This window comes from Mariniflexile soesokkakense (assembly GCF_039650365.1).
Lineage (GTDB): Bacteria > Bacteroidota > Bacteroidia > Flavobacteriales > Flavobacteriaceae > Mariniflexile > Mariniflexile soesokkakense.
This window is the reverse complement of sequence record NZ_JAZHYP010000012.1, coordinates 1-14946: the sequence shown is the minus strand read 5'-3', so window position 1 is coordinate 14946 and position 14946 is coordinate 1. Positions and strand designations below refer to the sequence as shown.

General features: G+C 34.2%; 14 protein-coding genes. 11 read left to right on the top strand and 3 right to left on the bottom strand.

Annotated elements, in window-relative coordinates; genetic code table 11:
- The first annotated feature begins 70 nt into the window (after nucleotides 1-70).
- Nucleotides 71-988, top strand: coding sequence for a hypothetical protein (locus VP395_RS15450; RefSeq protein ID WP_346242933.1), 918 nt, complete (start codon nucleotides 71-73; stop codon nucleotides 986-988).
- Here the strand turns inward: VP395_RS15450 and VP395_RS15445 are convergent.
- On the bottom strand, nucleotides 985-1548 hold the full coding sequence (locus VP395_RS15445) for a Smr/MutS family protein (protein ID WP_346242931.1): 564 nt from the start codon (nucleotides 1546-1548) through the stop codon (nucleotides 985-987). The two genes, VP395_RS15450 and VP395_RS15445, sit on opposite strands and share 4 nt — an antisense overlap.
- A 5-nt stretch (nucleotides 1549-1553) precedes the next feature.
- Entirely contained in the window at nucleotides 1554-1739 is a 186-nt protein-coding gene (locus tag VP395_RS15440; RefSeq protein ID WP_346242930.1) for an LPXTG cell wall anchor domain-containing protein, read from the bottom strand.
- Between the two features lie 175 nt (nucleotides 1740-1914).
- On the opposite strand from VP395_RS15440, the gene VP395_RS15435 reads away from it, so the two are divergent.
- The 3 genes from VP395_RS15435 (at nucleotide 1915) to VP395_RS15425 (ending at nucleotide 4377) form a co-directional block, all read left to right on the top strand.
- Nucleotides 1915-3684: a T9SS type A sorting domain-containing protein gene (locus VP395_RS15435; protein ID WP_346242929.1), complete on the top strand. Its 1770-nt coding sequence runs from the start codon at nucleotides 1915-1917 to the stop codon at nucleotides 3682-3684.
- A gap of 62 nt (nucleotides 3685-3746) precedes the next feature.
- Nucleotides 3747-4034 (top strand): DUF2752 domain-containing protein, encoded by a 288-nt coding sequence (locus tag VP395_RS15430; RefSeq protein ID WP_346242928.1) that lies wholly within the window; start codon nucleotides 3747-3749, stop codon nucleotides 4032-4034.
- A 10-nt stretch (nucleotides 4035-4044) separates the two neighbouring features.
- Nucleotides 4045-4377, top strand: a complete 333-nt coding sequence (locus VP395_RS15425) for a CCC motif membrane protein (RefSeq protein ID WP_346242927.1) — start codon at nucleotides 4045-4047, stop codon at nucleotides 4375-4377.
- A 60-nt stretch (nucleotides 4378-4437) separates the two neighbouring features.
- Here the strand turns inward: VP395_RS15425 and rocD are convergent, their stop codons facing one another.
- Nucleotides 4438-5682: an ornithine--oxo-acid transaminase gene (gene rocD / locus VP395_RS15420; RefSeq protein ID WP_346242926.1), complete on the bottom strand. Its 1245-nt coding sequence runs from the start codon at nucleotides 5680-5682 to the stop codon at nucleotides 4438-4440.
- A 241-nt stretch (nucleotides 5683-5923) separates the two neighbouring features.
- Here rocD and rlmD point away from each other — a divergent pair, with 241 nt between their 5' ends.
- The 7 genes from rlmD to VP395_RS15385 all read left to right on the top strand — a co-directional run.
- On the top strand, nucleotides 5924-7333 hold the full coding sequence (gene rlmD, locus VP395_RS15415) for a 23S rRNA (uracil(1939)-C(5))-methyltransferase RlmD (protein ID WP_346242925.1): 1410 nt from the start codon (nucleotides 5924-5926) through the stop codon (nucleotides 7331-7333).
- A 67-nt stretch (nucleotides 7334-7400) separates the two neighbouring features.
- On the top strand, nucleotides 7401-7952 hold the full coding sequence (locus VP395_RS15410) for a DUF6452 family protein (RefSeq protein WP_346242924.1): 552 nt from the start codon (nucleotides 7401-7403) through the stop codon (nucleotides 7950-7952).
- Nucleotides 7918-8649, top strand: coding sequence for a DUF6048 family protein (locus VP395_RS15405; protein ID WP_346242923.1), 732 nt, complete (start codon nucleotides 7918-7920; stop codon nucleotides 8647-8649). The genes VP395_RS15410 and VP395_RS15405 overlap by 35 nt, the downstream gene beginning before the upstream one ends.
- 48 nt (nucleotides 8650-8697) lie before the next feature.
- A complete protein-coding gene (locus VP395_RS15400) occupies nucleotides 8698-9585 on the top strand; it encodes a carbon-nitrogen hydrolase (protein ID WP_346242922.1) in 888 nt (295 codons plus the stop codon).
- On the top strand, nucleotides 9585-10625 hold the full coding sequence (locus VP395_RS15395; RefSeq protein ID WP_346242921.1) for an agmatine deiminase family protein: 1041 nt from the start codon (nucleotides 9585-9587) through the stop codon (nucleotides 10623-10625). Before VP395_RS15400 ends, VP395_RS15395 begins: the two co-directional genes overlap by 1 nt.
- Nucleotides 10626-11286: 661 nt before the next feature.
- The gene (locus VP395_RS15390; RefSeq protein ID WP_346242920.1) at nucleotides 11287-12162 is read left to right on the top strand and encodes a tetratricopeptide repeat protein; all 876 of its coding nucleotides are present in this window, start codon (nucleotides 11287-11289) and stop codon (nucleotides 12160-12162) included.
- The coding region (locus VP395_RS15385; RefSeq protein WP_346242919.1) for a purple acid phosphatase family protein at nucleotides 12159-14946 on the top strand (2788 nt) is incomplete at its 3' end. The genes VP395_RS15390 and VP395_RS15385, both read left to right, overlap by 4 nt.

The following is a 14946-nucleotide window of genomic DNA, read 5'->3' as shown; positions in this document are numbered from 1 at the left end:
ATAAAATTATTATTAATATGCTACGTTATAATTAACAATTCGTTTATTTTTGCGTAAAAACCCAAACCTAATGCGTAAGTTATTTTTTGCTCTTCTTAGTCTTTGCTTATTTAGTTTTTACACTTGTGATGACGGCGATATTATTACCGTTGAATTTGACTTTGATGATACCTTTAGCGCTTGTGGAACAAACGGTTTAGTTTTCTACAAAACGAAAAACGACCCATCGGAATCGTTATCAATAAAAATAGCCTCTATAACCCTTGCTGACATTCTTGAGGTTGGCGATGACAATATGTATGAAAACGATTTTCAATTAAGTGCTACAAACACCTTTAATTACAGAACATATAGCAATTCAACATTACCTACCTCTGGCTTATTTTGTAGTGATGTACCTCTTTCTGATATTAAAATTATAAAAGATATTGCTAGCACTAGCGGAAAGGTACATATTAAAACGGTACTCACCGAAGATGATAATGATGGTATTCCCGCGGCTTTAGAAGACATTAATAAAAATGGCGATTTAACCGATGATGATACTGATGGGGATGGAATTCCCAACTATTTAGATGAAGATGATGATGGTGATAATGTTCTTACCAAAAACGAAAAACCAGACCCAAACAATGATGGTGATTTAAGTGATGCTTTAGATACCGATGGAGATAGTATCCCTAATTATTTAGATAAAGACGACGACGGAGATTCTATTTTAACCCGTGACGAAGAAAACCAATCGGCAGATAAAAACCCTGCAAACGATATTAGCTTAAATGGTATTGCCGATTATTTAAACCCTGAAGTGGCTACAAAAGTAGAAGCAACAGCCTATAGAGAACATACCATTTATCAAACGTATGTAGTTACACTTATCGTTTCAAATTTCGATTTACAAATAATATCGTTAGATGTTTTTGATTTTGGTGCTTTAGAAAACAGTGCGTTATCTACTTCTAGAAAAAAAACTCCGGCTTTTAATTAACTATTGGAAACATTTTGGTAAATGTAAACTTCGGTAGCACCAACACCATATTTTTGGTAGTTAGCATCGTAGAATTTAACGTTATTGTAGCGTCCAAATAGATATTCCAATTCTACTTTAAGCACACCCTCACCCACACCATGAATAAAAACTATTTTTTGAATACGTTTTGAAATGGCAAAATCTAATTGCCTTCTAGCAGTTTCTAATTGAAGCGTTAGCATATCATGATTGCTCATCCCTCTTGACGATTTCACCAATTGATTAATATGTAAATCGACTTCCATAGTGGGCTCAAAACGGTCTTTAGGTTTAACCTTATTTTGCTTTCTTTTAGGAAATTGTTCTTTTTCCTTTAAAGCAGTAGTAGCACTAGCGTGTGAAAATAAATCCTTTTTAATACTTACTTCAGAAGTTCTTTTAACCAATTCGTTACTTTCAAAATCCAACAAAAACCCATCATTTGTTTCAATTGAAATGGTATTTCCAACTATTTTTTTAACAACACCTGCCATGGCTTCGTCTATAACCAAAACTTTGTCCCCTACTTCAAAAATCATAAGCTTTAATTCTCATCCTTATTTAAATCATCTTCATCTTTACTAGGAATGGTTTTCGAAATCCTATAAATACCAATCATTAATATTACAATGCCACCAATTAAAATGTACTGGTTTTGCTCTGTACCTGTTTTGGCATAAATAGCCACAACAGCTCCAAGTACAATAAAAATATAATTTAGATACTTCATTAATAAAAGTGTATGATTAACAACCATAAAATTACATTAAAATTTATAGTTATCAGAACAATTTACTAAATCAATTTATTTGTTTTTAACGATTAAATGTTATTTTTTTACGATGAAATGCTTATTTTAAAAAATATTAGTATATTTGCCACGTAAATTGTTATGCTCTCAAATCATGCCAAATAGATTTTCAATTGTTTTTCTGTTCCTTTATGGAGTTTCTTATGCCCAACTTTCGGTGAGAAACAACGCTTTTGTATTTGTTAACGACCAAATTGTATTTGTTAACGACGCCATTAATTTAAACGAAACAGACAGTAAAATTTATTTGAGAAACGAAGCTCAAATTATTCAAGGTTCTGGCATTACAGGAAATTCAGGAATTGGCGAGTTAAGCGTTTACCAAGAAGCTAATGTGGGTGAATATGGTTACAACTATTGGTGTTCTCCTGTGGGAAGCAAAACCAACAACTCAATAAACAATCCTTTTGGCATCTCTTTATTAAGCGATGTTGTAAGCCTTACAAATTCTACACCTGCAACATATGTACATACTTCGAATTTCAATGGTACTTCTACCCCTTTAAATATTGAACCTTATTGGATTTGGAAATACATTGCAGGAAGTAAATATTCCAACTGGATTCATGTTCAAGGGAATACAAACATAAATCCAGGTGAAGGCTTTACCATGAAAGGTACTCAAGGTTCTGGAAATGCCCAACGCTATGATTTTAGAGGAAAACCAAATACTGGAACCATAGCGGAAAATGTATTAAATAATCAGTTCACGTTGGTTGGAAACCCTTACCCATCTGCTTTAGATGCTTTAAAATATATTCACGACCCCGAGAATGCCTCTGTAATAACTGGTACTTTGTACTTTTGGCAACAAGACCCATATGTAAATTCTCATAATTTAACTGACTATCAAGGCGGATACGCCACTTATACCATAGATGCAACGGGAATATTAGAAACTGCGATTCCTGCTCCTTTTAACACCTATAATACTGATGGCACCCTTAATATAATAGGGGCTTTGCGTCTTTTAGGAAAAAAACCTAAAAGATATATCCCAATTGGGCAAGGATTTATGGTTGAAGGGACTGCTAACGGAACTGTAAAAACTAAAAACAGCCACAGGGTTTATATAAAAGAAACAAATATTAATAGTACATTTTTCAAAGCCTTAAATAGTAAAGGGAACTCAAAGAACGTAGACGAAAATAATGGATTCTCTATAGTGCCATCTGATTATAAACGTTTTAGATTAAATATAGATTTTAACAACACCTACACACGGCAATTAATAGAAACCTTTCATGAATCTGCAACAAATGGGTTTGATTATGGTTTAGAATCTAGAATTAATGCTACCGATATTTTAAAATCTGATGCACATTGGAAAATTGATGGTTATTTTTATGTAGCTGAAGCACTTCCTTTTAATGAAGATTTAAAAATACCTTTGGCTATTAAAGTATCTCAAAACATGCCTGTAAGAATTAGAATTACCGATGTTCAAAATTTTGAGAACAACTCAAATATATACCTTCATGATATTGAAAACGATATGTATGTAGATTTAAACAATCAAGATTTTAACATCAATATAGAAGCTGGAAATTATACAAAACGTTTTGAAATTACTTTTAAAAAGAACACATTAAGAACGGATCCAAAAGAACTTACTTTTCTTAAAGTATATCAAAACAACAACATGTCTAAGCTAATTATTAACAATCCTAACGCTATAAACATTAAAGCATTTGAATTGTTTGATGTTGCAGGAAAACTTGTGCATCGTAAAAAGATACCTTCAAGAGAAACCACTCAGGCCTACTCTACAAAAGGATTAAACGATGGGGTTTACATTGTTAATTTACTTTTTGAAAACACTCAAATTTTAAGCAAGAAAATCATTGTTAACAACCGAAAATAGTCTTTATAAAAAATCAATACACTTATAATTTTTATAAATTTGAAAAACTAAAAAATTATAGTATGTCTTCTTTAGATGATTACATGTTACCTTGCTTAAACAAAAAATTTTTTGGTTTTGAATGCATGGGTTGTGGCTTGCAAAGGTCTTTTTCCTTAATAATCCATGGAGAATTTGTCGCTGCTTTTTATATGTACCCTGCTATTTATACACTCATCTTACTTTTTGTGATTGTTACAATTAACACAATCAAGAATTTTAAGCATGCATATAGAATAATTCTTATTTTAGCTATTTTGAATGGGGTTATAATTATTGCCAACTTCATAATCAAAACTTTTGTAATCTAATAAACGCCATATGGAACAACAAAAATTACCCAACTCAACACTCATTTTAATATTTGGAATCTTATCAATTATTACCTGTTGTTGCTATGGTATTGTTGGTTTAGCATTAGGAATTGTTGCTATTGTATTAGCTACTAAAGCTACCCAATTATACATTACTAATCCAGAAGCATATACTGGATATTCAAACGTTAAAACTGGTAAAGTACTAGCTATTATTGGTATTATATTAAGTGTTTTATATCTACTTTTTGTTATTTGGATACTACTTGTTTTTGGATGGGATACCATGCAAGATCAAGAATTAATGCAAGAAAGAATGCGTGAGTTTATGGGACAATAAAGTTATACATAAAAAAAAACGACCAGATGGTCGTTTTTTTATGTATAAACGTTTATAAAACTACTTTTCAAACTGTTTAAGTGTTTTTATTATAATACTTAAGCAATCTAACAATTGTTCTTCATTCATCACCAAAGGTGGTGCAAAACGAATAATATTTCCGTGTGTTGGTTTTGCTAACAAACCATTATCGCGTAATGACAAACAAATATTCCAAGCGGTATCACTTTCTTCACTATCGTTAATTACAATCGCATTAAGCAAGCCTTTACCTCTAGCAAGGGTTACAATATTACTTGTTTTAATATAATTATTCAACTCACTTCTAAATAAATTACCTAGAATTTCTGCATTATCTGCTAGTTTTTCATCTTGTACAACCTCTAAAGCAGCAATAGCAACAGCAGCAGCCACAGGATTTCCACCAAAGGTGCTTCCGTGGTTTCCAGGTTTAATCACATTCATAATATTATTGTTTGCAAAAACTGCCGATACGGGATAGACACCGCCACTTATTGCTTTACCCAACACTAAAATATCTGGCTTTACATTTTCATGGTCAACTGCCAACAATTTACCTGTTCTAGCAATGCCCGTTTGAACTTCATCAGCAATAAATAGCACATTATATTTTTCACACAGTGCTTTTGCTTTTGCCAAATACCCATCTTGAGGCACATAAACACCAGCTTCCCCCTGAATGGGTTCTACCAAAAAACCAGCAACATTCGGGTTATTCTTTAAAGTAATTTCTAAAACTTCTAAATTGTCATATTCAATTTTAATAAATCCTTTTGAAAAAGGTCCGAAATTTTTCCGAGCCACTGGGTCATTAGAAAACGAAATAATAGTAGTGGTTCTTCCATGAAAATTATTTTCACAAACAATAATCTCTGCTTCATTCTCTTCAATACCCTTTACTTCATAAGCCCATTTTCTGCAAATTTTTAAGGCAGTTTCAACAGCTTCGGCACCTGTATTCATGGGTAATAATTTATCAAAGCCAAAAAATTCACAGGCAAATTTTTCGTATTTACCAAGCACATCATTAAAAAATGCGCGCGACGTTAAGGTTAAAGTTTGCGCTTGCTGAATCATGGCATTCACAATTTTTGGGTGACAATGCCCTTGGTTTACAGCCGAATACGCCGACAAAAAATCATAATACTTCTTGCCTTCTACATCCCACACATATACCCCTTCACCCCTTTTTAATACTACAGGAAGTGGATGGTAATTATGTGCGCCATACTTGTACTCTAATTCAATTGTTTGTTGTGGTGTTAATTGTTCTAAAACAGCCATTTTAATTTAATTTAAATTGATAAAATAACCATTCCTTCTGTACCTTTATTTTTTCGATATCCCGATAGTTATCGGAACGAAAAAGCAGCGTGGGAGAGAAATCATCCCCGGATAGAAATGCAAAGTTACTGAATTTTGTTGAAAGTTCAAGAGTTTCAAAATTCAACAAAAACATTCATTTTCAATCAAAAATCATTATTCAAAAATCGTAAATCGTAAATCCTTTCATTACTTTTGCAGCATGTCAAAAAGAACAAAAAAGCAAGCGTTTACAAACGTTGAAGTTTTAGATGCTGGTGCCAAAGGCAAAACTATTGCTAAAGCGCCCGATGGGAAGGTTATTTTTCTATCCAATACCGTACCAGGAGATGTGGTAGATGTACAAACATTTAAAGCCCGAAAAGCCTATTACGAAGCAAAGGCTACTGTATTTCATAAATTATCCGATAAACGAACCACACCTGCATGCGAACATTTCGGTGTTTGTGGTGGCTGTAAATGGCAAGATATGGGTTACGAACACCAGTTGTTCTATAAACAAAAAGAGGTTACTAATAATTTAACCCGTATTGGGCATATTGAATTACCTGAAATTACGCCTATTTTAGGATCAGCGAATCCATATTTCTACAGAAATAAAATGGAATTTTCGTTTAGCGATAGCCGTTGGCTAACACAGGAAGAAGTACAATCTAATGCCGATTTAGGTGATAGAAATGCCTTAGGCTTTCATATTCCTGGTATGTGGGATAAAATCCTTGACATAAAAAAATGCCATTTACAGGCAGATCCTTCAAACGCTATCAGAAATGCAGTGAAACAATTTGCACTCGATAATGATTTTGAATTCTTTAACACCAGAAATCAAACTGGTTTATTACGTACCATGATGATTCGTACTTCTAGCACAGGCGATGTGATGGTGGTTATTCAATTTTTTAAAGAAGATAAAGCTAAACGCATATTGTTATTGGATTTTCTTGCTGAAAACTTTCCGCAGATAACCTCTTTACAATACATCATCAACGAAAAAGCAAACGATACCATTTACGACCAAGACGTGATTTGCTTTAAAGGCGAAGACCACATTTTTGAAGAAATGGAAGGCTTGAAATTTAAAATAAATGCCAAATCGTTTTATCAAACCAATTCAGACCAAGCTTTTGAATTGTATAAGATAACTAGAAATTTTGCAGGTTTAACAGGCGATGAATTGGTTTACGATTTATATACCGGTACTGGTACTATTGCGCAATTTGTTGCAAAACAAGCTAAAAAAGTGATTGGTGTTGAAGCAGTTCCAGATGCCATTACTGCAGCCAAAGAAAACGCACAATTAAATAACATTAATAACGTTGAGTTCTTTGTAGGCGATATGAAACATGTGTTTAATAATGCATTTATAGCTGCTCACGGGCAACCAGATGTTATTATTACCGACCCTCCGCGAGACGGAATGCATAAAGACGTGGTGCAACAAATATTGAATATTGCGCCTAAAAAAATAGTATATGTAAGTTGTAACAGCGCTACCCAAGCAAGAGATTTGGAGTTAATGGATACTATGTATAAAGTAACAAAAACGCAAGCTGTGGATATGTTTCCGCAAACATTTCATGTTGAAAATGTTGTACTTTTGGAAAAACGTTAATTAAGTTTGAAAGTTAGCATCTAAAGTTATGATTAAACACATCAACAAATCCACATAAAATAGTTTAATGAAAAAAACAAGCTTACTATTAATTCTACTACTCCTTACTGGAATTGGAATCACCATAAGTTGCGAACCCGATGATATTTGTCCTGAAAGCACCCCAACAACCCCTAGTTTGATAATTGATGCTTATGATGTTGATACCCCAGAAAACAAAAAAGCGGTAACTAAATTACTTGTTGGCGGTATCGATAATAAAAATGTATTACCAGGATACGGCATTGTTTCTGCCACACAAATTGTACTGCCTTTAAAAACCGATGCCAATACAACACAATACGTACTTATAAAAGACGCTTTTGTAAACGATAATGGTACACCAGATGATACTAGCGATGATTATTTTGATGGTAATACCGATGTTGTCACCATAAATTATACCAGAGAAGAAGTATATGTATCGCGCGCTTGTGGCTACAAAACCATTTATAAAAACGTAACACTTACTGTTGAGCCTGAAACCAATGACGAAAATTGGATAAAATCAAGACAACCATTAAACGATAATCAATCTGTAGAAAATGAAACAGAAACACATTTTAACATATTTCATTAGTAGCCTAACGTGTATGCTTTTGTTTTCTGTGTCTTTAAAAGCTCAAAACGATAGTATTGCAAATACCCTTAAAGATTCTATAAAAATTAAAGAAAAATACGGACTTCGTGTAGGTGGTGATATAGGAAAACTAATTCGCTCTTTTGTTGATGATGATTATACAGGTTTTGAAATATCGGGCGATTTCCGATTAAAAAAACGCCTATATATTGCTGGCGAAATAGGTATTGAAGAAAAAAACACAACCACCGATTATTTAGATGTAACCACTAGCGGAAGCTATCTAAAAGCAGGAATAGATTATAATTTGTATCAAAACTGGTTAGATATGGATAATATGATTTATGCAGGTTTTCGCATAGGAGCCAGTACCTTTAACCAAAAACTTAATAGCTATACTATTTATAATACCGACCCTTACTGGTCGCCACAATTTACATCGGCAGACTTACAAGAATTTAATGGGTTAACTGCTTTTTGGGGAGAGCTTATACTTGGTATTAAAACCGAGTTATTAACTAACCTATACCTTGGTTTAAACCTACAACTTAAAGTTTTGGCAAGCGAAACCAAACCCAATAATTTTGAGAATATTTATATCCCTGGGTTTAACAAAACTTACGACAGCAGCGGCATTGGTGCTGGGTATAGTTATACGCTTTCATACAGAATTCCGATTTATAAGAAGGACAAATAGTCCTTTTAAAATTATATATTTGTATTAAATCTTCAATTATAAGTAGTAATGCCTAAAAACACATACAAAATAGCCGTAATTCAATTAAACCTGAACAATACGCCAGAAAACAATCTAAAAAAATGTATTCAATGGGTAAAAGACGCCGCTAAACAAGGCGCCGAAGTTATCTCTTTACCCGAATTATATAGCAGTCATTATTTCTGCCAAAGTGAAGATGTTGATAATTTCGCTTATGCAGAACCTTTATATAGCACATCATTTAATGCGTTTAGTTCTTTAGCCAAAGAATTGGGTGTGGTTATTATTGTGCCTTTTTTCGAAAAACGAATGGCGGGTGTGTACCACAACAGTGCCTACATTATTGATACCGATGGTACAGAAGCTGGATTATATAGAAAAATGCATATCCCAGACGATCCGCATTTTTATGAAAAATTCTATTTCACGCCGGGCGATATCGGATTTAAATCGTTCCCCACAAAAAAAGGAAATGTTGGCACACTTATTTGTTGGGATCAATGGTATCCAGAAGCAGCTAGACTTACAGCTTTACAAGGCGCTGAAGTGTTGTTTTACCCAACTGCAATAGGTTGGCATCCTCAAGAAAAAGCACAATATGGTGAAAACCAACAAGGTGCCTGGATGAACGTGATGCGTGGGCATGCCGTAGCAAACGGTATTTATGTTGCTGCAGCTAATAGAATTGGGTTGGAGAAATATCTTCCAGACACCAATGGCATTGAATTTTGGGGGTCTTCATTTATCGCTGGTCCACAAGGTGAAATATTAGCACAAGCATCGATTGATAAAGAAGAAATTTTAATTGCCGAAGTCGATTTAAGTTTACAAGAAAATGTTCGCCAAAACTGGCCTTTTTTACGCGACAGACGTATTGATAAATATGGCGAAATCACTAAAAGAGCGATTGATTAATGAAAAAAGATAATTGGATATTTCCTGCCGAATGGGAAAAACAACAAGGTATTCTATTATGTTTTCCTCATAACGGTAAAGATTGGCCAGGGAAATACGAAGCGGTACAATGGGCATTTATTGAGTTTATAAAAAAAGTAGCATCGGTTGAAGAAGTTGTTTTATTTGTTGCCAACGAAAAACTAAAAAACAAAGTAACTGGCATGCTAGAAATGGCGCATGTTCAGTTAAAAAATGTGTCTTTCATCATTCATAAAACCAACCGCAGTTGGATGCGCGATTCTGGACCTGTTGTTGTAAAAAATGGTGCTTTAAGAAAAGCCATTAATTTCAATTTTAATGGTTGGGCAAAATATTCAAACTATAGGTTAGACAAACATGTTCCTGCTAAAGTTGCAGAATTTTTAAATATTCCTTTAGAACAAGCTACATACAAAGGCAAACCTGTTATTTTAGAAGGTGGTGCTATTGACGTAAATGGAAAAGGAACGTTATTAACTTCGGAAGAATGTTTACTTCATCCAAACATACAAGTTAGAAATGAAGGTTTTACCAAACAAGATTATGAAGCGGTTTTTAAAGAATACTTAGGTATTACTAACGTAATTTGGTTAGGAAATGGTATTGAAGGTGACGATACTCACGGACATATTGACGATTTAGCTCGCTTTGTTAATGAAGACACAATTATTACAGTTGTAGAGGAAAATCCTAAAGATGCAAACTACAAACCACTTCAAGATAATTTAAAGCGACTACAAAACTCAACTTTAGAAAACCGAAAACAACCCAAGATTATTACCTTACCTATGCCAAAACGCTTGGATTTTGATGGTATTAGGATCCCTGCCAGTTACGCCAACTTTTTAATATTGAACAAAACCGTTTTAGTACCAACTTTTAATGATGCTAACGACCGTATTGCGCTAAACATAATTGCAGATTGCTTCCCCGATAGAGAGGTTATTGGAATTGCAGCCACCGATTTTATTTGGGGCTTTGGTACGTTGCATTGCTTGAGTCAGCAAATACCTAAATAATTTCTATAATTAGTGACAAGAGCATCATTTATCTTGGTTACTTAACTTTTAATAAAAAAGGCAGTCTAATAGACTGTTTCTTTAAAATTTAAATCCTTTCTAGTTATTCTTTTTAACAACAACTCTGTTCGTTTTAAGCTCCCTTCTTTGTCCGAGAAGTTACAAACACAAAATACTCAAAAAGAGCATTACTAGTTGTTTAGCGTAAAATTGTTTCATAATTTAGATTTATTGAGGTCTTCAAAACTGTATTGATAATCTTGATGTTGGTATTAAAGTTTAGCTCTTTTAAGTATACAAAAAGCGCTGTTTGGAGTTTCTTTTATTTCATCGGTAACCAAACGAATTCTTTTGTCTAAATCACCGTGGACAAAACTAAGAATTGAAAAAAATAATCCTAGTAAAACTATAATAAATCTATTCTTACTCATATAGACCCTACTACCTCAAATAAGGTTTCATAAAAATTATGAAAAACTTTTTTAAGACATCAATAGGCACCCTTTTTATTTAACACTTACCAATAGCTTATTTATTTGATTATCAATCAATTAAACATATTCAACAATATTCATGTTGTGTTTTATCGATTTTTTATGCATTTCATGGATAATATTCAATGAATATTCATATATTTGACTGAAAATAAATCTTTTAATAGATGATTAAAAAACTACTAGCCCCAAATCTGAGTAGTAAAAATTTAACAAGAAAACTATTCTTGGTTGTATTTCTACTAGTTTCCTTAATGGTTCATGCACATGGTGATTTAACTATTCGTATTGAGCAAAAAACAGAAGAAATATCAAAAAAACCTAATGACTTCACACTATACTTTGAACGTGGATTTTTATATCAGCAGCACAATGAGTATGACCATGCCCTAAAAGATTATTTAAAATCTGAAGCATTAGGAAATAAAGATAAAGTACTCTTTTTTAGAAAAGCTGAAGCCTATTATTTAAATGAAGAACTTGATAACGGTATGCTAGCTATTAATGATTATTTAGCAATTGACTCGATAGATGTTAAAGCTAAAAAATTACAAGCTCAACTATTATTTAGTTTAAACAAATATGACGAAGCGCTTTTGGCATATACCTTTGTATTTGACAATATGCTAGATATCCGACCAGAAGACATTATAGAATATTGCGATATAATCTTATCTGTAAACAACAAGAACTATAATGGCGCCATAAACGCTATAGATTTAGCTCTAAACAAACTTGGTGAAGACACTTTTTCCCTTCAATTAAAAAAATTGGATTATTTAATTGCTTCAAATCAAGCCGAAAACACAATAAATCAATTCAATTATTTTATCGAAAAATTTAATAGGAAAGAATTTTGGTATTATAAAAAAGCCCAATTTTTATATGATGTAGAAATGCATGCTGAAGCAACAATTGCGTTGCAACAAGCTGCAACAGCTATATCTCAATTAAACTTAAAATTTCAATCAATGAAATCTGTTAAGGAATTAGAAAAACAGATAGCCCAATTAGAAGAAAAACTTAACCTCCAAAAATCATGATTAAAAAAACGACTCTCACCCTAATGATGATTCTTTTAACCGTATTATCGTTTGCGCAAACAACAATAATATCATCTGGAGACATCTGGAAATATTATTACAACGCAGCAGCACCTGCAGGAACATGGAACACCAAAACATTTAATGATGCATCTTGGTTATCTGGAGCTTCCAAGTTAGGTAATGACCACTCGCCAGCTACTTCCATTGGAAATAATCCAGTCGCTTATACAACTTATTTTAGGCATACATTTAATGTTGCTGACGCCTCTGCTTTCGCAAGCCTTAGCCTAAGAGCCATTAGAGACGATGGCATTGTAGTTTATTTAAATGGCGTTGAAATTTGGAGAGACAATATGCCAACGGGCACTATTACCCATACAACTTTAGCTAATTCCCCAGCTGTTGGTGGAGCCGATGAATACACATGGTATACCTCTGGAACTATAGGCAACACGTTAGTAACAGGATCCAATACCATAGCTATTGCCGTTTATCAACAAGCAACAAATAGTTCAGATTTAAGTTTTGATTTTGAATTAATTGGTACTCCGGCATTAACACCACCTACTCCAACTTCCGAAGGGATTCCTGCGGGAGCTAATTGGAGATATTCAGACCTTGGTGCTGTACCAGTTAACGATGCACAAGGAGACACATGGATTGAAGACGATTTTAATGATTCTTCATGGTCTTTTGGATTAGCCGAACTAGGCTATGGTGAAACCGATTTATTAACAACTATTTCATCTCCATTATGGACTGCGTATTTTAGAAAGGAATTCACAATTGCAGATAAATCATTATATCAAAGCATCGATCTGGAAGCTATTAGAGATGATGGCATGATAGTTTATCTTAATGGTACTGAAATTTGGAGAGACAATATGCCTGTTGGAGCTGTAACATATAGCACTCCATCAGATAGTGATGCAGGTAGTACCGAAGGTGTTTGGCAATCAATAAACATCCCTTCTACGCTTTTAGTAAATGGTACAAATATTATATCTATTGAAGTACATAACACTTCTTTAGGAAGCTCTGATTTAGCTTTAGACTTTAAATTAACACCTAGTGCAGTACCCGTAGGAGCTCCAACAATTACTAGAGGGCCATTATTACAAACATTAACACCTACAAGTGTTATCATAAAATGGACTACCAACAATCCTACAGATACCAAAATAAATTACGGAACAACTTTAGGAGCATTGTCATCCAATGTTTCTAATGGCTCTTCAGTTACCAATCATGAAATAACCTTAACGGGCTTAACCCCTAATACTAAGTATTATTATGACATAGCTGATTCTAGTGTAGTCTATCTTCCAGAAAATAGTGAAATGTATGTTAAAACGGCTCCCACACCTGGAACCGACCAATTTGTACGTGCATGGATATTAGGAGATGCTGGTACTGCAAATCAAGACCAAAGAAATGTTCGAGACGCCTATTATAATTATGTTGGAGCAGCACCTACCAATACAGGTTTAACAGACATGATGTTGTTTTTAGGAGATAATGCCTATAACAGTGGGACGCAAAATGAATATCAAGCTGCTTTTTTTGATATTTATGATGATATGTTTAAAAAATCAACCGCATGGTCATGTTTAGGAAATCACGATGGATACTCAACCAATTCAAGCACACAAACAGGACCTTACTATGATATTTTTACCTTTCCTAAAGCAGGTGAATCTGGGGGTGTAGCTTCAGGAACCGAAGCTTATTATTCGTTCGATTATGCAAATATTCATTTTATAGTATTAGAATCATATCAAACCGACCGTTCTGTTGGAGGCGCCATGTATAACTGGGCACAAAGTGATATTCAAAATACTACTCAAGATTGGATTGTTGTATTATTTCATCATCCTCCCTATACTAAAGGATCTCATAATTCAGATACAGAAACTGAATTAATTCAAATGAGACAAAACTTTATGCCAATGTTAGAAGCCAATGGTACCGATTTAGTACTTAATGGCCATAGCCATTCTTATGAGCGTTCTTATTTCATAAATGGGCATCAAGGGTTATCAAGTACATTTAATAAAATAAGTGGTGATGGTATAAATGACGCTCAACCACTACATACTGTTGGTAGTAATGGTCACTTATCCGGTAAAGCAGATACGGCTGATGGAGCATATTCTAAAGATATTACGGACACTGAAGGAGCCGTCTATATAACGACAGGTTCAGCAGGTAAAATTTCAGGAGGCAGCCTAAATCACGCTGCAATGTATGCGTCGTTGAATCAGTTAGGTTCTTGTGTTTTAGAAGTAAATAGCAATACATTAAATTTAAAGTTTATCACCAATACTGGTGCTGTTACTGATTATTTTACAATTCAAAAAGAAGAAGCATGTGTACAAGGGCCTGAACCTACGGCGACGAACTGCTGGGACAACTACCAGTTCAACACCACATCGTGTACGTGGGAGAACCAAGGGTCACAACCTGCGGAACCAACAGCGACGAACTGCTGGGACAACTACCAGTTCAATACCACATCGTGTGCGTGGGAGAACCAAGGGTCACAACCTGCGGAACCTACAGCGACGAACTGTTGGGACAACTACCAGTTCAACACCACATCGTGTACCTGGGAGAACCAAGGGTCACAACCTGCGGAACCAACGGCGACGAACTGCTGGGACAACTACCAGTTCAATACCACATCGTGTGCGTGGGAGAACCAAGGGTCACAACCAACGGAACCTACGGCGACTAACTGCTGGGACAACTACCAGTTCAATACCACATCGTGTGCGTGGG

Coding starts and splice junctions, on each gene's coding strand:
- VP395_RS15450 (WP_346242933.1), top strand. CDS start 71: ATGCGTAAGTTATTTTTTGCTCTTCTTAGTCTTTGCTTATTTAGTTTT.
- VP395_RS15445 (WP_346242931.1), bottom strand. CDS start 1,548: ATGATTTTTGAAGTAGGGGACAAAGTTTTGGTTATAGACGAAGCCATG.
- VP395_RS15440 (WP_346242930.1), bottom strand. CDS start 1,739: ATGAAGTATCTAAATTATATTTTTATTGTACTTGGAGCTGTTGTGGCT.
- VP395_RS15435 (WP_346242929.1), top strand. CDS start 1,915: ATGCCAAATAGATTTTCAATTGTTTTTCTGTTCCTTTATGGAGTTTCT.
- VP395_RS15430 (WP_346242928.1), top strand. CDS start 3,747: ATGTCTTCTTTAGATGATTACATGTTACCTTGCTTAAACAAAAAATTT.
- VP395_RS15425 (WP_346242927.1), top strand. CDS start 4,045: ATGGAACAACAAAAATTACCCAACTCAACACTCATTTTAATATTTGGA.
- rocD (WP_346242926.1), bottom strand. CDS start 5,682: ATGGCTGTTTTAGAACAATTAACACCACAACAAACAATTGAATTAGAG.
- rlmD (WP_346242925.1), top strand. CDS start 5,924: ATGTCAAAAAGAACAAAAAAGCAAGCGTTTACAAACGTTGAAGTTTTA.
- VP395_RS15410 (WP_346242924.1), top strand. CDS start 7,401: ATGAAAAAAACAAGCTTACTATTAATTCTACTACTCCTTACTGGAATT.
- VP395_RS15405 (WP_346242923.1), top strand. CDS start 7,918: ATGAAACAGAAACACATTTTAACATATTTCATTAGTAGCCTAACGTGT.
- VP395_RS15400 (WP_346242922.1), top strand. CDS start 8,698: ATGCCTAAAAACACATACAAAATAGCCGTAATTCAATTAAACCTGAAC.
- VP395_RS15395 (WP_346242921.1), top strand. CDS start 9,585: ATGAAAAAAGATAATTGGATATTTCCTGCCGAATGGGAAAAACAACAA.
- VP395_RS15390 (WP_346242920.1), top strand. CDS start 11,287: ATGATTAAAAAACTACTAGCCCCAAATCTGAGTAGTAAAAATTTAACA.